21 protein-coding genes and 1 pseudogene are annotated in these 23,553 nt (G+C 44.8%); all 22 read left to right on the top strand.

Annotated elements, in window-relative coordinates:
• Positions 1-409, top strand: a 409-nt coding sequence (locus CA600_RS11480) for a hypothetical protein (RefSeq protein WP_256989814.1), incomplete at its 5' end; no start/stop codon positions are given.
• 39 nt (positions 410-448) lie between these two features.
• A complete protein-coding gene (locus CA600_RS11475; protein WP_094870300.1) occupies positions 449-1,027 on the top strand; it encodes a hypothetical protein in 579 nt (192 codons plus the stop codon).
• A complete protein-coding gene (locus tag CA600_RS11470) occupies positions 1,024-1,668 on the top strand; it encodes an endolytic transglycosylase MltG (protein WP_094870299.1) in 645 nt (214 codons plus the stop codon). The genes CA600_RS11475 and CA600_RS11470 overlap by 4 nt, the downstream gene beginning before the upstream one ends.
• Before the next feature lie 161 nt (positions 1,669-1,829).
• The gene (gene rpsB, locus CA600_RS11465) at positions 1,830-2,531 is read left to right on the top strand and encodes a 30S ribosomal protein S2 (protein WP_094870298.1); all 702 of its coding nucleotides are present in this window, start codon (positions 1,830-1,832) and stop codon (positions 2,529-2,531) included.
• Positions 2,532-2,663: 132 nt separating this feature from the next.
• Complete coding sequence (tsf, locus tag CA600_RS11460) at positions 2,664-3,314, top strand: translation elongation factor Ts (RefSeq protein ID WP_042189425.1); 651 nt, start codon at positions 2,664-2,666, stop codon at positions 3,312-3,314.
• Between the two features lie 105 nt (positions 3,315-3,419).
• On the top strand, positions 3,420-4,148 hold the full coding sequence (pyrH, locus tag CA600_RS11455) for a UMP kinase (RefSeq protein WP_036688491.1): 729 nt from the start codon (positions 3,420-3,422) through the stop codon (positions 4,146-4,148).
• Positions 4,148-4,702 (top strand): ribosome recycling factor, encoded by a 555-nt coding sequence (gene frr / locus CA600_RS11450; RefSeq protein WP_042189424.1) that lies wholly within the window; start codon positions 4,148-4,150, stop codon positions 4,700-4,702. The genes pyrH and frr overlap by 1 nt, the downstream gene beginning before the upstream one ends.
• Before the next feature lie 78 nt (positions 4,703-4,780).
• On the top strand, positions 4,781-5,548 hold the full coding sequence (locus CA600_RS11445; RefSeq protein WP_094870297.1) for an isoprenyl transferase: 768 nt from the start codon (positions 4,781-4,783) through the stop codon (positions 5,546-5,548).
• A gap of 21 nt (positions 5,549-5,569) precedes the next feature.
• Entirely contained in the window at positions 5,570-6,373 is an 804-nt protein-coding gene (locus tag CA600_RS11440) for a phosphatidate cytidylyltransferase (protein WP_094870296.1), read from the top strand.
• Positions 6,374-6,393: 20 nt separating this feature from the next.
• Positions 6,394-7,533, top strand: coding sequence for a 1-deoxy-D-xylulose-5-phosphate reductoisomerase (locus CA600_RS11435; RefSeq protein WP_094870295.1), 1,140 nt, complete (start codon positions 6,394-6,396; stop codon positions 7,531-7,533).
• 146 nt (positions 7,534-7,679) lie between these two features.
• Positions 7,680-8,954, top strand: coding sequence for an RIP metalloprotease RseP (gene rseP / locus CA600_RS11430; RefSeq protein ID WP_042189420.1), 1,275 nt, complete (start codon positions 7,680-7,682; stop codon positions 8,952-8,954).
• A 25-nt stretch (positions 8,955-8,979) separates the two neighbouring features.
• Positions 8,980-10,428 carry a proline--tRNA ligase gene (proS, locus tag CA600_RS11425; RefSeq protein ID WP_094870294.1) on the top strand — a complete coding sequence of 483 codons (1,449 nt, stop codon included), beginning with the start codon at positions 8,980-8,982 and terminating at the stop codon, positions 10,426-10,428.
• A gap of 271 nt (positions 10,429-10,699) precedes the next feature.
• Positions 10,700-15,028: a PolC-type DNA polymerase III gene (locus CA600_RS11420; protein ID WP_094870293.1), complete on the top strand. Its 4,329-nt coding sequence runs from the start codon at positions 10,700-10,702 to the stop codon at positions 15,026-15,028.
• A 299-nt stretch (positions 15,029-15,327) separates the two neighbouring features.
• Positions 15,328-15,795 carry a ribosome maturation factor RimP gene (gene rimP, locus CA600_RS11415; RefSeq protein ID WP_094870292.1) on the top strand — a complete coding sequence of 156 codons (468 nt, stop codon included), beginning with the start codon at positions 15,328-15,330 and terminating at the stop codon, positions 15,793-15,795.
• 26 nt (positions 15,796-15,821) lie between these two features.
• Positions 15,822-16,919 (top strand): transcription termination factor NusA, encoded by a 1,098-nt coding sequence (nusA, locus tag CA600_RS11410; RefSeq protein ID WP_042189417.1) that lies wholly within the window; start codon positions 15,822-15,824, stop codon positions 16,917-16,919.
• Positions 16,920-16,946: 27 nt separating this feature from the next.
• A complete protein-coding gene (rnpM, locus tag CA600_RS11405) occupies positions 16,947-17,255 on the top strand; it encodes an RNase P modulator RnpM (protein ID WP_042189416.1) in 309 nt (102 codons plus the stop codon).
• A pseudogene (locus tag CA600_RS11400) lies at positions 17,248-17,569 on the top strand (YlxQ family RNA-binding protein); the annotation flags it as partial. The gene rnpM and the pseudogene CA600_RS11400, both read left to right, overlap by 8 nt.
• The gene (infB, locus tag CA600_RS11395; RefSeq protein ID WP_094870291.1) at positions 17,564-20,212 is read left to right on the top strand and encodes a translation initiation factor IF-2; all 2,649 of its coding nucleotides are present in this window, start codon (positions 17,564-17,566) and stop codon (positions 20,210-20,212) included. The pseudogene CA600_RS11400 and the gene infB, both read left to right, overlap by 6 nt.
• Positions 20,213-20,230: 18 nt before the next feature.
• Positions 20,231-20,578, top strand: coding sequence for a 30S ribosome-binding factor RbfA (rbfA, locus tag CA600_RS11390; RefSeq protein ID WP_042128856.1), 348 nt, complete (start codon positions 20,231-20,233; stop codon positions 20,576-20,578).
• A gap of 69 nt (positions 20,579-20,647) precedes the next feature.
• Complete coding sequence (locus CA600_RS11385) at positions 20,648-21,625, top strand: DHH family phosphoesterase (protein ID WP_094870290.1); 978 nt, start codon at positions 20,648-20,650, stop codon at positions 21,623-21,625.
• A complete protein-coding gene (gene truB / locus CA600_RS11380) occupies positions 21,622-22,536 on the top strand; it encodes a tRNA pseudouridine(55) synthase TruB (RefSeq protein ID WP_094870289.1) in 915 nt (304 codons plus the stop codon). Before CA600_RS11385 ends, truB begins: the two co-directional genes overlap by 4 nt.
• A 37-nt stretch (positions 22,537-22,573) precedes the next feature.
• Positions 22,574-23,521, top strand: a complete 948-nt coding sequence (locus CA600_RS11375) for a bifunctional riboflavin kinase/FAD synthetase (protein ID WP_094870288.1) — start codon at positions 22,574-22,576, stop codon at positions 23,519-23,521.
• Positions 23,522-23,553 lie beyond the last annotated feature (32 nt).

The raw sequence follows: 23,553 nt of genomic DNA, 5'->3' as shown, positions 1-23,553 counted from the left end.
AGTTTCACGTTATACATTATCCTTATATTTTTACGAGAAACGGTTATCGTCTTCAAAAGACGACAACATCGTTTCTTCTTATGAGAAGAGGGTTATGATGAGCCTAAAACCAGTGGAACTGCAAATTGCACTACCTCGGACTACGGAAGCGGGTAAGATTCAGAATGAATCTCAGCAGCGCCCCGCTATTGATCAGCATCAACTGGCAGGACAAAATGTGAAACAAAGCCAGGAAATGACCATGCGAAGCGCTGAAGTGGATGAATCTTCTGAATCTGCTTTACGCGATGGCGGAGATAAAGGCAATCATCATTCCGGAGGGAATCCTTCTTCGGAGAAACGTTCGAAGTCAGGTACTCGTGATGCGGAACATCCTTACAAAGGACAGCGCATTGATCTGAGTCTTTAATAAGTAGTTATATTTGATATGTTAAAGGAGATAAGGCACTTGCAACCATGGGTGTATATTGTGCTAGTAGGTGTCGCCGCTATTCTTTATGCCTTTTTACTTCCAGCGCATATGAAGGAAGGAAAAGCAAAGCAGCAAAGCCTCAAAGAAACAGAGGCTGCGCTTGAGCTATATATGGCTGACATAGAGCGCGAGAATGAAGAGCTAGTACAGTTAGTCAGCAGCATTAAACAGCAATCACAAACTAATCATGTAGCAATGCAAGGGCAGATTAGTGATTTGCAGCATCAATTAACAGAATTACAGCAAAGCTCTTTATTACTAGAGGGCCGAGTAACTAATGAAGAAAAACGGTTAAGAGAGTTGGAAGTTTCGGTTGAGAAGGGTTCATATGCTAAGGTTTCGGCGATCGGAGACCCATCTGCCGGTGCTGAAATACGTTCAATACAACCAGAAGTGAAAGCGAAACCTATTAGTTCTATTAAATTGCGATATCCACGATTATTTGAACTACATGAGCAGGGGAAATCGATAGACTCCATTGCCAAGACGGCTGGACTTCAGCGGGGAGAAGTGCAACTGATTCTGCAACTCGCCAAACAGGAGGAATCGGTATGATGAAGAACCGTTCTTTTTTGTTCGGACTTGGCACAGGGCTAATTGCAGGCGCCCTATTACTTCAATTAATGATATCCGGTGGAGCGGCTCCACTCACCAAGGAACAGGTAATACAAGGTGCTGAGAAATTGAACTTGAAGGTTATCGACGAAGCTACTGAACCTCCTTTGGATGAGTCTGCTTTGGAGGACGCTGTTCAAGGTCAGAAGTCAGCTGGCGTTAATGAGGGAATTACGGAGAACGTGGCACCTTCTGAGCCTTCAGTAGCGGCTTCTCCCGCTCCTGTAGTATCTCCTACAGTATCTGATAACCCCAGTAAGGTTATCCCTCCTAAAGAGCCCTCAACGCCTAAAGAAGGCACTATTGAGGAGCCAGAGGTCACTACTGCACCAACTGCTGTTGCACCTGATAAGCCTAAAGCCACTGCGAATGCAGGGGTAGTTGTTCGTATACCTTCAGGTAGCACACTGACAAAAACAGCAGATATTTTGGAGAAGGCTGAAGTCATTAAGGATAAGGCTAGTTTTCTTAAAGCCGCCAATCAACGTCAGATCAATACGAAGATTCAATCGGGTTCTTACACCTTTAATAAAGATGAGAGTCTAGATTCTATAGTAGAAAAATTAATAAGTTTTCAATGATCGTTGCATACACTAATAAAATATGATATAGTAATTGACGGTGTTAAAACACACGCCGGTTGATTTCGACAAGGGGTGCTTTCTTCTGAAGAAAGTCTTGCTGAAAGATGACGCACGGCGGAGGAGACACACAATAAACCAAACTTAGGAGGTGTGTGAAGATGGCAGTAATCTCCATGAAACAGCTTCTAGAAGCTGGGGTACACTTCGGTCACCAGACTCGTCGTTGGAACCCAAAGATGGATCGTTATATCTTCACTGAAAGAAACGGAATTTACATTATTGACTTGCAAAAAACAGTCAAGAAGGTAGAAGAAGCTTACAACTTTGTAAAAAGCGTCGCTGGTGACAACGGCACAATCCTATTCGTAGGAACAAAGAAACAAGCACAAGATTCCGTAAAAGAAGAAGCAGAACGTTCCGGTATGTTCTTTATTAACCAACGCTGGTTGGGCGGAACTCTTACTAACTTCCAAACTATCCAAAAACGTATTGATCGTTTGAAGAAATTGGAAGCTTGGGAAGAAGACGGCACTTTTGAAGTTCTACCTAAGAAAGAAGTTATCCTTCTTCGCAAAGAGAAAGATCGTCTTGAGAAATTCTTGGGCGGTATCAAGAACATGAAAGGTCTACCAAGCGCGTTGTTCATCATTGACCCGCGTAAAGAGCGTATTGCAGTTGCAGAAGCTCGCAAATTGGGTATTCCAATCGTAGCTATCGTTGATACTAACTGTGATCCGGACGAAATCGACTACGTAATTCCAGGTAACGACGACGCTATCCGCGCCGTGAAATTGTTGACTGGTAAAATGGCAGACGCTGTTGTTGAAGCTCACCAAGGTGAAGACACAACTACTGCTTAAGTAGCGACTAACACATACAAGAACTTAAATGAAAAGGGTGGTTGGCAGGTGGATAACCTCTCACTGCCCTTTTTTTAGGATAAAAGCCTTGAATAATGTAAGAAAACGACAATTACCTGGAGGGAATAAACAATGGCAGTTGATGCAAAAGCAGTAAAAGAACTTCGTGAAAGAACAGGCGCTGGTATGCTTGATTGTAAAAAAGCGCTTGAAGAAGCTAATAACGATATCACTAAAGCAGCTGAATTGCTTCGTGAAAAAGGTCTGTCCGCAGCAGCAAACAAAGCAGGGCGTATTGCTACTGAGGGTGTTGTAGAATCTTACATCCACGCTGGCGGCCGTATTGGTGTACTTGTAGAAATCAACTGCGAAACTGACTTTGTAGGTAAAACAGATTCCTTCAAGGATTTTGCTCGCGATATCGCTATGCAAATCGCTGCAGCAAACCCGCGTTATGTTCGTCGCGAAGAAGTTCCACAAGAAGATGTAGAAAAAGAAAAAGAAATCCTGAAAGCTCAAGCTTTGAACGAAGGTAAGCCTGAGAAAATCATTGAAAAAATGGTTGAAGGACGTATTGGTAAATATTACGAAGAATATTGCTTGCTTGAGCAAACCTTCGTTAAAGACCCGGACAAAACGATCTCTCAATTGCTGAACGAAAAAATCAGCACAATCGGAGAAAACATCTCGATCCGTCGTTTTGCTCGTTTTGAACTAGGCGAAGGCTTGGAAAAGAAAGTGGATAACTTTGTTGAAGAAGTTATGGCACAAGTAAATAATTAATATCAGCTTTATCATAAATGCGAAGAATTGAATAAGGGCAAGCATCAGAAGAGCGGAACACGTACACGTAGTGTTCCGTCTTTTGCAGAAAGTGAGGGTATACATTTGGAACAGCCGGTATTTAAGAGAGTAGTCCTTAAGGTAAGTGGGGAGTCTTTGGCAGGACAAAACGGATATGGTATTGATGCCGACATGATTATTTCCATCGCTGAACAGATCAAGGAAGTTGTAGAACTTGGCGTTCAGGTTGCGATTGTTTGTGGTGGAGGTAACATTTGGCGCGGGATCGCTGGTAGTGCAAGTGGCATTGATCGCGCTACTGCAGATTATATGGGCATGCTGGCAACAGTAATGAATTCACTTGCTCTGCAGGATGCATTAGAACAAATCGATGTGCCAACAAGAGTACAGACTTCGATCTCGATGCAGCAAATTGCTGAACCGTACATTCGTCGTCGTGCGATTCGCCACCTGGAGAAGGGCCGTGTTGTTATTTTTGCAGCAGGCACAGGTAATCCTTTCTTCTCTACTGATACTACTGCAGCACTTAGAGCAGCAGAAATCGAAGCAGAAGTGATTCTGATGGCGAAGAACAAGGTTGATGGTGTATATTCAGCTGATCCGTTTAAAGACAGCACAGCCGAGAAGTTTGAACAGCTCACTTACATGGATGTTCTGAACAAAAACCTTGGTGTTATGGATTCCACAGCTTCATCTCTATGCATGGATAATAATATACCGCTCATTGTATTTGCCATTACTGAACAAGGCAATATCAAACGTGTCGTTCTCGGTGAGAAGATCGGAACGATTGTTAAAGGGAGTGTAGATTAATGCCACAATCGGTCAAAAAAAATGCCGAAGAGCGTATGGAAAAAGCGATTTCATCGCTGAAACGTGACTTGGCAACATTGCGTGCAGGACGTGCAACAACATCACTGCTAGATCGCATTCAAGTTGAATATTACGGTTCCCCTACTCCAATCAATCAGCTGGCGAACATCAGTACTCCGGATTCCCGGACACTGTTAATCCAGCCGTGGGACAAAACATCGATGTCTGACATTGAACGGGCGATCATGAAATCGGATATCGGTTTAACGCCTGCTAATGACGGAACAATCATTCGTCTTTCTATCCCTCCGCTTACTGAAGAACGTCGGACGGATTTGGTGAAATTGACGAAGAAATTTGGTGAAGAAGCGAAAGTAGCGATCCGCAACATTCGCCGTGATGCCAACGATGATATTAAGAAGATGGAGAAAAACGGTATCTCGGAAGATGAGTCCCGTGGCCATCAGGAAGACATTCAAAAGACAACGGATAAGTTCATAGCCGAGGTCGACAAAGTGCTTGTATCCAAAGAAAAAGAGATTATGGAAGTATAAAGATATTCTAGAGACTTGAGGCCCCTCCGTTAATGGTGGGGTTTGTCTCTTTCTGATAAGAGCTTGGAGGAAACGGAAATGATCAAACGGGTTCAAGCGTGGCTGAGCCGTAAAGACAGGCAACAGCCAGTCGAGATTTCACCGGATAACATTCCCCGGCATGTGGCTGTTATTATGGACGGCAATGGGCGTTGGGCTAAACGTCGCGGGTTGCCGCGCGTTGTGGGTCATCAGAATGGCATGAAGGCTGTTAAACGTGCTACAATCGCTGCAGACGAACTGGGTGTTGAGTTTTTGACGATGTATGCGTTCTCGACAGAAAATTGGAAACGACCAAAGGAAGAAGTCGATTATCTGATGCGCTTGCCAGTGGAGTTTCTAGCCATTGAGCTTGATGAGCTGATTGAGAAGAATGTCCAAGTACGTATGATGGGTGATACTGATGCATTGCCTTCATTTACACGCAAAGCTATGGAAGAAGCTATTTCCCGGACACAGGGCAATACTGGACTTATATTGAATTTTGCTCTTAATTATGGGGGGCGCAAAGAAATTGAGGACTGCATGCGCAGCATTGGTAAGGACATCCAATCAGGGGCTTTGACACCGGAAGATATTACGACTGATCTAATCGATAGCCGAATGTTATCTGGTGGGTTACCAGATCCGGATTTGCTTATACGTACAAGTGGAGAAATGCGACTTAGCAATTTCATGCTATGGCAGCTTGCTTATAGTGAGCTGTGGTTTACTGATGTGTATTGGCCTGAATTTGATAAGGAGCATTTGCATCAGGCAGTTGCTGAATATCAACGCCGTACACGCCGTTATGGTGGACTGAAGTAGCTTGATAGGAGATGGAAACCTTTGAAGCAGCGATTGATTACCGGAATTGTTGCCGGAGCACTATTTTTAGGCTTATGCGTGTTGGGAAACTGGCCATACCAGTTGTTACTTACTGCCATGGCTTTTATCGGGTTTTATGAATTTGTGAAAATGATAGGGATACCTGCGCTTTCCGGTTCTACCGTTCTTGGTTATGCAGCCATTCTAAGTTTCATGATCCCTTGGAATTTGCTTGGGATCTCTGCACCCTTATCGTGGGAACAAGGAATTTGGATTCTGCTGCTCTTGTTCCTTTTAGTTACAGTTTTTACTAAAAATAAATTAGATATTCGAGTAACAGCCTTGCTGTTTACTGGTATAGTATACATTGGAATGGGTTTTTCTTATATGGCCATGGCTCGTGCATCGGATGACGGACATGGTTTGTTCTGGACTTTTTTACTCCTTTTCTGCATTTGGGGTAGTGATGCCGGGGCATACTTTGTTGGAAGAAGCATGGGGAAGAACAAACTTTGGCCTGCCATCAGTCCGAACAAAACGGTGGAAGGTGCCGTAGGTGGAGTACTGATCTCGATGCTGATCGCTATCGTTTTTGCAATATTTGCTCCTGAACAACTTGCGATTGGACGAGCACTCCTTATAGGGCTTTCTTGTGCGGTGCTGGGTCAGCTTGGTGATCTTGTACAATCTGCCTATAAACGTGCGTATGGCATCAAAGATTCAGGCACGCTACTGCCAGGTCACGGTGGTATTCTTGATCGATGTGACAGCTGGATTATCGTATTTCCATTCGTACATATCGTAATGCTTATGCCTTACTATTAACGGAAGGAGAGGGTATAACTATGAAAAAAATAAGTGTTCTTGGTTCCACAGGTTCGATCGGCACTCAGACTCTAGATGTCATCGCTATGCACCCAGACTCTTTTCAAGTAGATGGCTTGGCAGCTGGAACGAATACAGCGTTATTGCTGGAACAAGTTCGTCGGTTTAATCCTCGTCGTGTTTCTGTTGCGACAAAGGAGCTGGCAGATGAGATTAGATCCAGTCTGCCTTCAGGCATACAGCTATACAGCGGGAATGAAGGTCTTGTTGAGGTGGCAGCAGGTGGAGATGCCGAAATGGTCGTAACGGCTGTTATGGGTAGTGTAGGCCTCCAATCCACGTTAGCTGCGATCGAAGCAGGCAAACATATTGGACTAGCTAATAAAGAGACTTTGGTAACGGCAGGACACCTCGTCACTGATCTAGCTAATCGTAAAGGTGTTAAGTTGTTACCTATCGATAGCGAGCATTCTGCTATTTTTCAGTGCTTAAATGGTGAGAATCTCGCGGATATTGCTTGCATCACTTTAACAGCTTCTGGTGGATCCTTCCGGGATTTCACTCGTGATCAACTCAAGAATGTAACGGTAGAAGATGCACTTCGTCATCCGAATTGGAGCATGGGCGCGAAAATCACGATTGATTCTGCTACAATGGTGAATAAAGGGCTTGAGGTGATTGAAGCGCATTGGCTATTTGGTCTACCTTATGAACAAGTAAATGTACTTTTGCATCCAGAGAGTATCATTCACTCTTATGTGGAGTTCCGTGACAGCAGCATTATTGCTCAGCTTGGGAATCCCGATATGCGTGTCCCCATTCAATATGCGCTCACTTATCCCGAACGCTGGGAGTCACCGGCACAGCGTTTGTCGTTGGCTGAAGTTGGACGTTTGACTTTCCGAGAAATGGACTATGAACGATTCCCTGCGCTTAAGCTAGCCATGGATTGTGGAAAAGCTGGAGGGACAGCTACTACTGCTTTTAATGCAGCAAATGAAATTGCTGTTGCTCGTTTCTTGAGTCGTGAGATCCCATTCCTGCGCATTGAGGAGATCATCGGAGAAGTGCTTCATCGTCATATTAACGAGGATAATCCGAATTTAGAACAAATTGAATCCTGTGATAAGCGTGTTCGTGAGCTGGCAGCAACGTTGTAGAATGTAGATTGATCTCTTTTTGGCTGGAAATACTTACTTTGCCCTAAAAATAGGTTGGGACAGTTGATTCTCTTGTGCCTGATCGGAGAATAATGATAAATTAAGAGGACATACTTCGGTCTTACAGCTAAAGGGGGATGATACGTTTGGAAATGGTTCAAGTCGTTTTATTAACGGTGCTCATGTTTTTTGTTCTGGTGACTGTACATGAATGGGGTCACTATTATTTTGCCAAACGCGCCGGTATTCTCGTGAGGGAATTTGCTATCGGTTTCGGTCCGAAACTGTTTTCTTATAAACGGAATGAGACACAGTTCACTTTGCGTTTACTGCCTTTTGGCGGTTATGCTCGGATGGCTGGTGAAGATCCAGAGATTATTGAGATTGGCTCTGGACAAACCATTGCAGTAAGACTTGGTCAGGATAACAAAGTGAAAAATATTTATCTGGACGCATTGGATACACGTAAAAATGTTATCCGTGGTGAGGCTTTGCATACTGATCTTGAAAATGATCTGCAAATCCGCTTGGATGTGGATGGCGAAGTTACTACTTATGATGTTCATCCGCAAGCGATGATGATTAAAGGAACGCAGCAGACTCAAATTGCGCCTAAAGACCGCCAATTCGGTAGTAAAACCGTGGGTCAGCGGGCATTGGCTATTGTTGCGGGTCCTGTGATGAACTTCCTGTTAGCCTTTGTTCTGTTTGCCATCCATTTGCAAATGGTTGGGATACCGGTGGAGAACCCTACTTATGTTAAGATCGGTGATGTCTCTGAAGGAATGCCTGCACAAGAGGCGGGATTGCAAAAGGGTGACATCATTGTATCCATCAACGGTGAGAAGATTGGTGCCGATTACCAAAAAATGATTGACTTAACCTCGGAGTCCAAAGGGAAAGAAATGAAATGGATGCTGCAACGTGGTGATGAGACCCTTAATGTGACTCTCGTTCCTCGTAGCATGGAGGGACAAGAAGGCGGTAAAATAGGGATTACACCTGAGCTTCCTACCCGCAAAGCAGGGGTTGGAGAGACGTTGACAGGTTCAGGTAAAGCTATGGTCGATACGACGGAAGCTATCTTTCTGGGCTTTAAGCAATTGATCAATAAATTCAATATGGATGATATTGGAGGTCCGGTTCGTACCTTTGAAGTAACCGGTCAAATTGCCCAACAAGGCATTCAGTATCTTACCTATTGGGCTGCTATCCTAAGCTTGTATCTGGGGATTTTCAACCTATTACCGATTCCAGCACTCGATGGAAGCCGTCTGGCGTTCCTAGGTGTGGAGGCATTACGCGGTAAACCTGTAGACCCGAGCCGTGAAGGTATGGTTCACTTTGTCGGATTTGCACTGTTATTTTTATTAATGATTGCTGTTACGTATAATGATATTTTACGTTTGATCAGCGGCTAATTTTCTTCGGGAGGCATTCCATTACATGGCAAAAGATAAGCAATTCGTTACGGAAATCACGCCGCAAAGCGAGGATTTCTCACGCTGGTATATTGATGTTATAAAAAAAGGGGACTTGATGGACTACTCTCCTGTTCGTGGCTGTATCGTATTTAAGCCAGAGGGCTATGAAATATGGGAGCATATTCAGGCGGAAATGAACCGTCGCCTTAAGGAAACTGGGCATCGTAATGCTTATTTTCCAGTGTTCATTCCAGAGAGTTTCTTTCAAAAGGAAAAGGATCATATTGAAGGCTTTAATCCCGAACTGCCATGGGTAACTGAGGCTGGTGGAGACGTGCTTGAAGAACGTCTGGCTGTCCGTCCTACTTCTGAGACCATGTTCGGGCATATGTATTCCAAATGGATTCAGTCCTATCGTGACCTTCCTGTACTTATCAATCAATGGGCGAACGTGGTTCGTTGGGAGAAGCGTACGTTACCATTTATCCGCACTACTGAGTTTCTTTGGCAAGAAGGGCATACTGCACATGAGAATGAAGCTGAAGCTCGTGAAGAAACCATAAAGATGCTGGATAACTACCGTGATTTTGCCGAGACTTTCCTTGCTATTCCGGTGATTACTGGACAAAAGACACCTTCCGAGCGTTTTGCTGGTGCTGTAGATACGTATTCTATTGAAGCGATGATGAAAGATGGACGTGCTGTTCAGGCTGCTACCTCACATTACTTGGGTACCAAGTTTGCAACAGCATTTGAGATCCAGTATTTGAGCCGCGACAATAATTTAGAATATGTGCATACCACCTCATGGGGATCCACTACACGCTTGATTGGTTCGCTGATTATGGTGCATGGCGATGACCGTGGGCTTGTTCTGCCACCTAAGGTAGCGCCAACTCAAGTAATTATGATTCCGATCGGACCTCCTAAAACTCGCGAAGCCGTGATTGGACGGACGGACGAGCTGTTCAAGGAACTGAAGAACGCAGGCGTTCGTGTACGTGTCGATGATCGTTCGGATGTAACGCCAGGTTGGAAGTTCAATGAATATGAAATGCGCGGTATACCTGTGCGCTTGGAGCTTGGACCACGCGACATGGAGAATGGCGTCTGCGTAATCGTCTCCCGTGTCACAGGTGAGAAGAAGGTTATTCAGCAAGAGAACCTCGTAGAAGAAGTTCAAGCAATGCTCGAACAGGTTCATAATGAAATGTTCGAACGTGCCTTGAAATTCCGCGAGGACCATTTCTATTCTGTGGATTCCTTGGAAGAAATGAAAGCTTCAATGGAAGAAAAACGCGGTTTTGCACTAGCTGGCTGGTGTGGTTCCGAAGCATGCGAGTCCAAAGTTAAGGAAGAGACAGGTGCGGGAAGCCGCAACATTCCTTTCGATCCGGCGGAGAAGAAGCAAGTCTGCATTTGCTGTGGCAAACCAGCTGAGCATACTGTGGTTTTTGCAAAGGCCTATTAATCTTTTGGCACCGATCAACAGTCTTGTAGTATTTTAATCTAGCTTCTGGAGAGAGGAGTCAGCGGGCCGAAAGTACCCAATGCTTTTTGAATCCAGAAGCTTTTTAAAATATAAGAATTTATAGGTTTGCACTATAAATTATCCCTTTTATTTTTACGAGAAACAGATATTGTCTTTAAAAGCCGACAACGTCGTTTTTTCTTATCATATTGTACTTTCACTGAATATCATTGATTGTGTTTTACGGAGTTATCAAAGGTGGGAGGAAAGCATGGAACAAAACCAGGAGAGAAGAAAAAGATTCGAGCTCTTGATGAAGCAAGGTGAAATTCCACCTGCAATTATGGATCCCTACTTTTTAGATGGATATATAGAGCGTGTAGAGATCAGCCGTGGTAACCGAGACTGGCAAATTATGATTGCGAAAGAAAGCCTGGTTCCAGCGCAGGTATACCGGACATTTTGCCTCAGAATGCGGGAGAAGCTACAGCATATAGCCAAAGTAAGCTTTTTATTCGTATATGATCAAAAAGTTAGTAGAGCAGAGATAGTCCAAGAATATTGGGGATTGTTTCTGGAGTGGGTGACTCGCGAGGTCCCTTCGGTTAATGGCTGGCTGACACGTTCTACCCAAGAGCTTAAAGAGGACACTTTAATGTTGACGATGAGTGACTCCACTTCTATGGAGTTGGCTCGTAAAAAAGGCATCGATGGGGCGATTATTAAATTTTATGATACGTATTTCGGTCTGACCTTAAAAGTTAAAGTGCTAATGGCAGAGAATGAAAATAATAATGTTGAGGCATATGAAGAATTTCAGCAAAAGCTTCAGCAAGAACAACGCGAGATCGTTGAGCAGATGATGACTGCAGTAGAAACAGAAGCTCCTGCTGATGATAGCGATCCTAGTGAAGTCATTAAGCTTCAAGTGGGGTATGAAATTAAGGAACAGGCTGTACCGATTCTTGAAATTCAAGATGAAGAGAAGAAAATTACTATTCAGGGTACCATTTTTGGTCTGGATCGTAAGGAACTTCGCAATGGCAGTACCTTGTTCACTTTCAGTCTGACCGATTTTACGGATTCTCTACAAATGAAGATGTTCGCGAAGACTAAAGATGATCTGAAGGTTATGAGTCAGTTAGCTAACGGTAAATGGGTAAGAGCACGCGGAAAAGTGGAATATGACCGGTTTATGCAGATTCCTGAGCTAGTGATGATTCCTTCGGACTTAACAGAAGTTAAGGCACCGCCTGCGCGTAAAGATACAGCTCCTAAGAAACGGGTGGAGTTTCACCTTCACACTACGATGAGTACGATGGATGCGGTCACTCCGATCACTACCTATGTCAAAACAGCTGCCCAGTGGGGTCATCCTGCGATTGCTATTTCTGATCATGGCGGAGTTCAGGCTTTTCCGGATGCGAACCATGCAGCTCATAAGCATAAGATAAAAATGATTTATGGCGTGGAAGCCAATGTTGTGAATGACTCTGTGAATATTGTCGAGAATGCTCAGCCTTTGGACTTGAAGACAGCTACCTATGTAGTGTTTGATATAGAGACCACGGGGTTATCGATTACCCGCAATAATATTACAGAGCTGGCGGCCATTAAAATGTGCGAAGGCAAAGAAGTAGACCGTTATTCTACTTTTGTTAATCCGCATGAGAAGATCCCTTATCATATTCAGCAATTGACCAATATTACGGATGAAATGGTGAAGGATGCTCCTGATCTTGAACCAGTACTGCGTAAGTTTGTTGAATTTGTGGGTGACAGTATCCTTGTTGCACATAACGCCAGATTTGATATGGGTTTTATTCAGGCCTCGTTACGTAAAATAGGTGAACCTGATCTTCCGAATCCATCTCTTGATACGCTTGAGCTCGCCCGGTTACTATATCCAAACATGAAGAATCACAGGCTGAACACATTAGCCGATAAATATAAAGTTCTTCTGGAAAGCCATCACCGAGCGATTGATGATACTATAGCACTCGGTGGAATATTAACAGGATTGCTCGCAGATGCTGAAAAGATGAAGGGCATGACCCGCCTTGATCGACTAAACGATTATGTGGGTAATGATCTTTCGAACACAAGACCGTTCCACTGTAATATTTATGCACTTAATCAAGTAGGCAAAAAAAATCTCTATAAGCTCATTTCCATGTCACATACGGAATATTTCAAGCGTGTTCCTTGTATTCCGAAATCCAAGCTGGAAGAGCATAGAGATGGACTGCTCGTGATTTCCGGTTGTGAACGTGGAGAGTTTTTTGAAGCAGTACTCAACAAAACGACTGAGGAAGCCATGGAGGTTGCTCATTTTTATGATGTGCTAGAGATACAGCCATTGACCATGTACATGCATTTGGTAGACAAGGGCTTTGTAGCAGGCCCTGATGAGCTTCGTGATGTAGTCCGCAAGGTTTGTGAAATAGGGGAACAGTTGAATAAACCTGTTATCGCAACGGGGAATGTGCATTATCTTGAACCCCGGGACAAGCTGTATCGTGATATTACCATTAATGGAATCACAGGCTTTAGTCCGCTTAAAGACCAACGTAAACCAGATGCACACTTCCGCACAACCGATGAAATGCTGTCTGAATTCGAATTTCTCGGTGCTGAAAAAGCAATGGAAGTCGTAGTTACGAATACAGTTGAGCTGGCGGAACGTTTTGAAGAGCTGGAGCTGTTTCCGGATAAGCTATTTACACCCATTCTTGAAGGGGCGGACGAAGAAATTCGCGAGACCTGTTATAACACTGCGAAATCCATTTATGGCGAAGAATTGCCTGAGGTAGTCATTGCCCGTTTGGAGAAAGAGCTTGCACCAATTATCAAATTCGGGTTCTCTGCCAACTATTTGATTTCTGAACGTCTCGTTAAAAAATCAAATAAGGACGGATATCTCGTAGGTTCGCGGGGTTCCGTAGGCTCCTCTGTAGTAGCGACATTTCTTGGGATTTCAGAAGTTAATCCTTTGCCCGCGCATTATATTTGCCTAAACCCCGAGTGTCGCCATAGTGAATGGTTCCTGGACGGCAGTGTACGGAGCGGATTCGACTTACCGGACAAAGTATGTCCGGATTGCGGTGAGAAGCTCAAAGGCGAAGGGCAGGATATTCCGTTTGAGACCTTCCTCGGATTTAAGGGCGACAAAGTTCCCGATATCGATTTGAACTTCTCAGGGGAATATCAGCCGAATGCCCATAACTTTACCAAAGAAATGTTTGGTGAGAAAAATGTATTCCGTGCCGGAACGATCGGTACCGTCGCTGAGAAGACTGCCTTCGGTTTCACGAAGAAATACGAAGAACTGCACCAGAAACGTTGGCGTGGAGCTGAAGTTGGCCGGCTGGCAGCTGGATGCACAGGCGTTAAACGCAGTACGGGACAACATCCCGGCGGTATAGTTGTTGTTCCAGATTACATGGAGGTTGAAGATATTACACCCGTGCAATTTCCAGCGGATGATGTCAATGCCGAGTGGAAGACCACGCACTTTGATTATCATGCTTTTGACGCGAATCTGTTGAAACTTGATATTCTGGGTCATGATGATCCGACAATGATGCGGATGCTGCAGGATTTGACAGGTGTTGATCCAACTACTATCCCGATGAATGATCCGAAAGTCATGAGCATGTTTAACTCTACAGATGCACTTGGAGTGAGACCTGACGAAATCAGATCACCAGTTGCGACATATGGTGTGCCCGAAATGGGTACCAAGTTCGTACGTCAAATGCTTATTGAGTCGAAACCATCCAGCTTTGCTGACTTACTGCAAATATCAGGTTTGTCTCATGGTACTGGGGTTTGGCTTGGTAACGCGCAAGAGCTTATAAAGAATAACACTTGTAACATTAAGACTGTTATCGGTTGTCGTGATGACATCATGCTCTTCTTAATTTATAAAGCGGGAATGGATGCGAGCTTGGCCTTTAAAATTACCGAGAGTGTTCGTAAAGGTAAAGGTTTATCTGACGAATGGATCGAGGAAATGAAAAAGTGCAAGGTTCCACAATGGTATATTGATTCTTGTCTGAAGATTCAATACATGTTCCCGAAGGCGCATGCTGCTGCATACGTTATTTCTGCAGTACGTACCGCTTACTTCAAGCTGTATCATCCTATTGAATATTATGCGACTTATTTCTCTGTACGTGCAGCAGATTTTGATATTGAATTGTGCTGTAAGGGATATGAAGCGATCAACCGTCAGATCGTAGACATTGAGCAAAAAGGATTTCAAGCTTTGCCTAAGGAAAAGGCTATGTTGCCTGTCCTTGAAATGGCTTTGGAGATGACGGCACGTGGGTTTACATTCAAAAACATTGATCTTTACCGCTCAGAAGCGAATAAGTTTATTGTTGATGACAAGAGTTTGATTCCTCCGTTTTCCGCATTAGCGGGAATTGGTGAGAATGCTGCTATCAACATAGCTGCTGCGAAAGATGCCGGGGAGTTCCTTTCTATTGAGGATTTCCAGCAGAAATCCAAGGCGAGTAAGACAGTTATTGAGCTGCTAACCAATATGGGCTGCTTCCGCGGCTTACCGGAGAGCAATCAACTTTCCCTATTTTAAAGGCTTTAACAACACTTATTTCATGGTAAGCAGAACCGGCTTTGCCGTCCTTTTAGGGACGGTACCGGTTTCTGCGAAAAATACAAAACGTATAGGATGACGTGAAACTTATACTTTCTTGTATTTCTAGAAAAGAGAGCTCCAAAGGGGGAGTCAAGGGCTAGCACTTGTCAGTCCAGACTCACTATGGTATAATTTCTTTGGTAATAATGAGATAAGTCCGTTGTGTAAAGAGTGGGGAAACCCACTCTTTATCTTTGGTATATAGCAAAAGACAAGTTCGTGGAGGTAATTTTCTTTTGAGCACACCCAAATCTAAAATTAAACAAACGGTAGAGCAGATGCTCGGGCCCTATCTCGACGACAATGGTTTCGAACTGGTGGACGTTGAATACGTGAAGGAAGGCTCCAATTGGTTTCTGCGTATATTCGTAGATAAAGAAGGCGGCATTGATATTGATGACTGCGGAAGCATTAGCGAATATTTCAGTCAGCAGTTGGATGAGAATGATCCTATCCCTGAGGCATATTTCCTTGAGGTTTCCTCACCGGGAGCAGAGCGTCCTCTCAAAAAAGCTGCGGATGTAGCTAAAGCGGTAGGTAAGGACGTGTATGTGACTGTTTATGAGCCGATTCAAGGACTCAAAGAATTTGAAGGTCGTTTGCTCTCGTTCGAGAACGAGGAACTGCTCATCTCCGCGGGCAAAAAAGAACATGTAATACCGTATGCCAAAGTCGCAAGCGCGAGATTGGCCATTATTTTTTAACGTCTTGAAAGGGGGGCCGGAAATTCATGAGTATGGAGTTTATTGAAGCAATGAATGAGCTGGAAAGGGAGAGAGGCATCAGTAAAGATGTGCTGTTCGAAGCGATCGAAGCGGCGCTGATCTCTAGTTATAAACGTAATTTCAATGCAGCACAGAACGTGCGTGTTGATATGAACCGCAACACAGGTGTCATTAAAGTGTTTGCCCGCAAGCTAATTGTTGAAGAGGTCCTGGATACAAGGACTGAAATCTCATTGCCGGCAGCCAGAGAAATTAACCCGCATTTCCAGCTTGAAGACATTGCTGAGCTTGAAGTAACACCACGTGATTTCGGGCGCATTGCTGCACAGACTGCAAAGCAGGTTGTAACACAACGGATTCGCGAAGCAGAGCGTGGACTCATCTATAATGCCTTTATTGACAAAGAAGATGATATTGTAACAGGACTTGTACAACGTCAAGATATGCGGAACATCTACATTGATCTTGGTAAAATCGAAGCGGTCTTGCCGCTTAGTGAATTGATGCCAGGTGAGAAGTTTAAGCAAAGTGAGCGTATCAAGGCTTATATCACTAAAGTTGAGAATACCACTAAAGGACCGCAAATTATGCTGTCCCGCAGTCATCCCGGATTGCTGAAGCGTCTGTTCGAACTAGAAGTTCCGGAAATTTTTGATGGTGTAGTTGAAATTCGTTCCGTAGCTCGTGAAGCTGGCTTCCGTTCGAAGATTGCTGTGTATTCCCGCAATCCGGAAGTGGATCCAGTTGGTTCTTGCGTAGGCCCAAGAGGAACACGCGTTCAAACCATCGTTACTGAGCTTCGTGGCGAGAAGATCGATATCGTCCGTTACTCTGATCTGGTGCAAGAGTATGTTGCTAATGCACTCAGCCCTTCCAAGGTGCTTGAAGTTCAAGTCTTTGAAGCAGAGAAAATGGCACGGGTGATCGTTCCTGATTATCAATTATCACTGGCTATCGGTATTAAAGGGCAAAATGCACGCCTTGCCGCTAAGCTTACCGGCTGGAAAATTGATATCAAGAGTGAGAGTCAAGCGGAGCAGGAATACGGTAGACCGAGAACTTCTATTGATGAAATGCATCAGGATTCCGTCTCCATTGATTAATTAACCTGCTTGACGGGAGGCGTATGTATGAAACAAAGAAAGGTGCCGCTGCGCAAATGCGTTGCTACCCAAGAGATGATGCCGAAGAAAGAGCTGATTCGAGTGGTTAGAACGCCCGAGGGCGAAGTACTGATTGATCTGACAGGTAAGAAGTCAGGCCGTGGTGCTTACATATGCGGCAAGCTTGAATGCTTTAAGCTGGCACAGAAGAATAAAGCACTTGACCGCGCTTTGAAATGTCAAGTGAGTCCTGAAATCTATGACCAGCTTGCCAGGGAATTTACTTCCGTGGAAGAGCAGTTTCTAGCAGCAAAGGATAGTGAGGATAATGAGTAAGGCGCTTTCTTATTTAGGGCTTGCCATGAGAGCAGGCAAGATAGTCACCGGCGATGAGGCTGTACTCAAAGCTGTACGGTCTTCAGAGGCGAAGCTGGTCGTTCTGGCAGGTGACGCTTCAGATAATACCCAAAAAAAGTTCCGTGATAAATGCGGAACCTACGATATTCCACTAGTAATCGCATTTCACCGAGACAGCCTCGGTGCAAGTATTGGTAAAGACCAGCGCGTAGTACTGGCCATTACGGATAAAGGATTCGCGGAAATGATCTCCAAGCAACTCGGAGATACTGTCGGAGGTGGATTTATTGACTAAAGAAGAGAACAAAGATAAATTGCGTGTGTACGAATATGCCAAGTCACTAAACATGAGCAGTAAAGAAATTATTACTATTCTGAAGCGTTTGAATGTCCCTGTGAATAATCATATGAGTGTCATGGAGAACGGTTCCGTGAACAAAGTAGAGCAATTCTTCAAGGATATCAAGTCGAACGCTGCAGCCAAGCGGGATACCGGCTCCAGCAGCCGCCCGGTGTCAACCGGTGCAGTAACTGCCGAACCCCAGAGTGCTCAGAATGCCAACAAAAATCAACAGGAAAAGCAGGTAGGTATGAACAGTAACCAAAACAACAACCAATCGACGACGTCCCCAAGGCCCCAAAGCGGACAAGATTCCCGCAGAACAACAACAGGTTCAACGCAAAATGCACGTCCGCAACAAAGCGGAGCTCCACGTACAAATAGTACTACCGGAAGCCGTCCGCAAGGAAGTAGCACAGGCGGCAATCGCCCACAAGGTAGCAATACCGGTGGCAGCCGTCCGCAAGGAAGTAGTACAGGCGGCAATCGCCCACAAGGTAGTAATACTGGTGGCAGCCGTCCGCAAGGAAGTAACACAGGTGGCAGCCGTCCGCAAGGTAGTACTACCGGCGGTAGCCGTCCACAAGGAAGTAATACTGGCAGCCGTCCGCAAGGACAAAGCAGTGCACCTCGCACGGACAGCCGCCCACAAGGTCAATCTGGCACAGGTGGTGGTTTCACACGCGGTGACGACAGAGGTCCTAAGAAGAACACAACCGGTGGTAGACCAAATACGAACAATAGACGGTTTGATGATGGTAAAGGCGGTAACTACCGCGGTCGTGGTGGTAAGAATGGCCGTGGCAAGAATCAACCTATGGTTCACCGCGAGAAGATTGATAATACACCTAAGAAAATTATCGTTCGTGGCAGCATGACCGTAGGTGAAACTGCGAAATTGCTTCACAAAGACGCTTCTGAAGTAATTAAGAAGCTGATTTCTATGGGTGTAATGGCAACCATTAACCAAGAATTGGATATCGACACCATTCTTCTGCTCGCTGCTGAATTTGGCGTAGAAGTAGAAGTGAAGATTCCTGTTGATGAGGATAGCTTCGAAACTGTGGAAGAGAATGATACTGAAGATGAGCTTCAGACCCGTCCTCCAGTAGTTACAATCATGGGTCACGTTGACCACGGTAAAACTACTTTGCTGGATGCCATTCGTTCGACAAGTGTGTCACTAGGCGAAGCTGGCGGAATCACACAGCATATTGGTGCTTATCAAGTTGAAATCAACCAGAAGAAAATCACGTTCCTTGATACACCTGGTCACGAAGCATTTACGGCTATGCGTGCTCGTGGTGCACAGGTTACGGATATGACAATTATCGTAGTTGCAGCGGATGACGGTGTTATGCCTCAGACTGTTGAAGCTATTGCACACGCTAAAGCTGCTGGACTTCCGATCATTGTTGCTGTCAACAAAATCGATAAGCCAGGTGCTGATCCTGATAAGGTGAAGCAAGAGCTTACAAGCTATGAACTCGTTCCTGAAGAGTGGGGCGGAGATACCATCTTCGTTAACCTTTCTGCAAAACAACGTATTAACTTGGAAGAACTGCTGGAAATGATTCTGCTCGTTGCTGAAGTAAACGAGTACAAAGCGAACCCTGACAAACGGGCACGCGGTACAGTTATAGAAGCTGAGCTTGATAAGAATCGTGGACCCGTTGCACGTGTTCTGGTACAGAACGGTACATTGAAAGTCGGCGATGCTTTTGTAGCAGGTAACTGCTTCGGACGTGTACGTGCGATGGTTAATGACAAAGGACGTAAGATCAAGGAAGCTGGACCATCCACTCCAGTAGAAATTACTGGTTTGACTGAAGTACCACAGGCTGGTGATCCGTTTATGGCCTTCGAAGACGAGCGTAAAGCCCGTGCGATTGCTGATAGACGTTCCACTTCCCAACGCCAATCTGAGCTGAATACGAACACTCGTGTAACATTGGATGATTTGTTCCAGCACATTAAAGACGGCGAGATCAAAGACCTTAACGTTATTATTAAAGCTGACGTACAAGGTTCAGTCGAGGCACTTAAAGGTTCCCTGGCTAAGATCGAAGTGGAAGGTGTCCGCGTGAAGATCATTCACAGCGGTGCTGGTGCCATTACGGAATCCGATATTACACTTGCAGCAGCATCTAATGCTATTGTTATTGGCTTTAACGTTCGTCCGGACGCTCAGACCAAGGCAGCTGCTGAACAAGAAAAAGTAGATGTTCGTCTCCATAACATCATCTACAATGTAATCGAGGAAATTGAAAGTGCAATGAAGGGTATGCTTGATCCTATCTATAAAGAGAACGTTATCGGTCACGCTGAAGTGCGTAGCGTATTCAAAATCAGTAAAGTGGGTACCATTGCAGGTTGTATGGTTATTGATGGTAAAATTACCCGTAATGCTGAAATGCGCTTGATCCGTAGCGGAATCGTTGTATTTACAGGTAAAGTTGATACCTTGAAACGCTTTAAAGATGATGCCAAAGAAGTGGCGCAAGGTTATGAATGCGGCATAACTTTGGAACGCTATAATGACGTCCAAGAGGGCGACATTATCGAAGCGTTTCTTATGGAAACTGTAGAGCGCTAAGCGAAGAGGTGAATATAGATGTCTAAAATTAGAGCAGGACGAGTAGGCGAGCAGATCAAGAAAGAGCTTAGTCAACTTATCCAAAGCGGACTGAAAGATCCTCGAATCGGTTTTGTAACTGTAACTGGCGTAGACGTGACTAACGATCTGTCGCAAGCGAAAGTATACCTAAGCGTGTTCGGGGATGAAGAGCAGAAGTCAGGCTCCCTTAAAGCGATTGAGAAAGCAAATGGTTTTCTTCGCTCCGAGCTTGGCAAGGCGATTCGCCTCCGGCATACACCGGAACTGATCTTCAAGATCGATGAATCTGTCGCTTATGGCAGTCACATTGAGAAACTTCTTGGAGAGCTTCATAAGAACGATTAGAAATAGGTACAAAAGGAGTTCAAAATAGCTCAAGGCTATTTTGAACAACCTTTATAAAGGAGACGGCGAATGCAGAGCTATGAACAAAGTCTCCAGCAGACCCGTGAGTTTCTGCTGGAACACGACGATTACCTTGTAGTGTCGCATGTTCAGCCGGACGGAGATGCAGTCAGCTCCACCCTAGCGGTGGGCTGGCTTCTCTCATGTCTGGGCAAAAAATACACTATGCTAAATGAAGGACCGATACCGAAGCGGATGGAATACTTATGGCATTCGGAGGAAATCATCAATATGGCCTCTAGTGAGCCGCCCCGTCAATACAGCAATGTGATCTGTGTGGATTGTGCTGATTTTCAGCGAGTAGGACTAACTCATCGCTATTTTGCGAAGGATGCTCTAATCCTGAACATTGACCATCATCCCACTAACAACGGTTATGGTCTTGTGAATTTAATCAAACCGGATGCTGCTGCGACTGCGGAAATTTTGTTCGATCTGTTGAAGACGTTCGAGATTGAATGGGACATTGATATCGCCACAGCTTTATACACAGGTCTTTTGACAGATACTGGCGGATTTCGATATACCAACACATCACCAAAAGTAATGGCAGCCGTATCTGAACTGCTATCATATGGCGTTAACGGTCCTGAACTGGCTGAGACATTACTTGAAGAAATGACATTGCCGCAGATTAAAATTTTAAATAAAGCGTTAAATACTCTTCAATTATCACCCGAAGGGGATATTGCCTGGCTCTATGTTACACCGGAGGATATGATTGAATGTGCTGCTGCTAATGAAGATTTAGAAGGTCTCGTGAACTACCCTCGCAATATTCGAGGTGTGGAAGTAGGGATTCTGTTCAAAGTCATTCATGAACATGCGGTTAAAGTTAGCTTACGTTCTGCGGGTAAGGTCGATGTGGCTGATCTAGCGCAAACGTTTGGAGGTGGCGGTCATACCCGTGCTGCAGGTGCGCGTATAGAAGCTACACTCGAAACGGCAATAGCGCAAGTGCTTGAGGAGGTAAGACGTCATTTATGAGTGAATTAGAAGGTGTACTGGCGGTTTACAAGCCAGCCGGGTTCACTTCACATGATGTTGTGGCCAAGGCGCGTCGTATTCTCGGCATGAAACGGATCGGACATACAGGAACACTTGATCCACAGGTAACAGGTGTGCTACCGCTTTGTTTAGGCCGCGCTACTCGTGTCGTGGAGTATATTCAGGAGTTGCCCAAAGAATATGTGGCAACATTGAGACTGGGGATGTCCAGTGATACTGAGGACTTAACTGGGACCATTATAGAAACTGTAGATGAGGTGCATGTAACTGAAGAAGAGATTCTGTCAATGCTTGCTTCATTTAAAGGGGTTATTTCTCAGGTTCCACCGATGTATTCTGCGGTTAAAGTTGACGGCAAACGTCTTTATGAGTTGGCAAGAGAAGGTAAAACCGTTGAACGTAAAAGCCGTGAAGTAGAGATTTACGAAATTGAAATGACGGATATGACTTGGGAAGGCAATCATCCCGATATCACATTCCGGGTACTTTGCTCTAAGGGGACGTACATTCGTACACTCTGTGTCGACATCGGACGAGCACTTGGACTGCCGGGTGTGATGGTGAAACTAGAGAGAACGATGTCGGCAGGGATTTCTGCTAGTCATTGTCTTACGCTAGAGGATATTGCGACTCACAAAGAAGCCGGAACATTGGAAGATCATTTAATCGCTGCAGACGAAGCCATTTCTCATATGCCAAAGCACACGGTAATGGATGAGAAAAAGAAGGCAGCTTTGCAGGGGCAGCGTTTGTCCTCACGATTTATCGCTCCAGAGGTGAAGTCGAACAGTCAATTTCGGCTATACGATCTTCAAGGTGGATTTCTTGGCATTTATGAATTGGAAGATACAGGTGCAATTGCTCCAGTGAAGGTGTTTGCACAAGCTTAAATCAATTTTACCAAGTGAATTGTAGGTGAGAAACAGCGTGAGAACCGTAACGTTAACCTATCCGATGTCTCCGGAGACTGCTGCAGAGTGGGCACAGCCTCAAGTGGCTGCTCTAGGGCAGTTTGACGGATTGCATCGTGGACATGCTAGCGTCATTACATCCGCTGTGGCCCTAGCACGTAAACAAGGTGTGCCGGCTGCAGTCCTTACATTTCATCCCCATCCTAAAGATGTTATGGGTAAGGGTGATTATGAAGGGTATTTGACGCCACCCGTAGAAAAGCAGGAGATTCTTGCTAGTTTGGGTGTCGATATCTTATATGTTATTGAATTTAACGAGCAGCTTTCCCGTGTAAGTCCTCAGAATTTTGTCTCTGTTATGCTTTTGCCGCTACATATTGTAACTGCAGTTGTCGGCTTTGACTTTCGTTTTGGTTATCAAGGTGAAGGCGATGTTGAGATGCTTCGCAAGCTGGGTGAAGGTATTATGAATGTAGAGGTTGCTCCCCCTTTTCTGCTGGATGGAGAGAAGGTAAGCAGCTCCGGCATTCGTAAAAGTCTCCAAAACGGGGATTTAGAGCTGGCAAACTCCTGGTTCGGACGTTGCTATTATCTGCGTGGTGAAGTGGGGCATGGTGAGAAGAGAGGTCGCACTATTGGTTTTCCAACAGCGAACTTGAAGCTTAGTGCACATTTTGTCATCCCGACTAAAGGTGTATATGCGGTCCGAGTCTTTTATAAGGATAAAGTTTTGTATGGGGTTATGAATGTGGGCGTTAAACCTACCTTCCATGAGGGTGTATTGACTCCAAGCTTTGAGGTCCATCTGTTTGACTTTGAAGGTGATTTGTATGATCAAGAGCTCAAGGTGGAGTTAGTATCTTATATTCGTCCTGAACGAAAATTCGAATCCATTGGTGCATTGATTACTCAAATCGGTGAGGATGCAGAAACCGCGAAGAAGATTTTGGGGTATAATCTATAGTCATCCCGGACAAGCCGTTTACTTTTGTTAAT

The organism is Paenibacillus sp. VTT E-133280 (genome assembly GCF_002264385.1).
GTDB lineage: Bacteria > Bacillota > Bacilli > Paenibacillales > Paenibacillaceae > Paenibacillus_AQ > Paenibacillus_AQ nitricinens.
The sequence above is the reverse complement of the archived record's forward strand: the minus strand, read 5'-3'. Positions and strand labels throughout refer to the sequence as shown.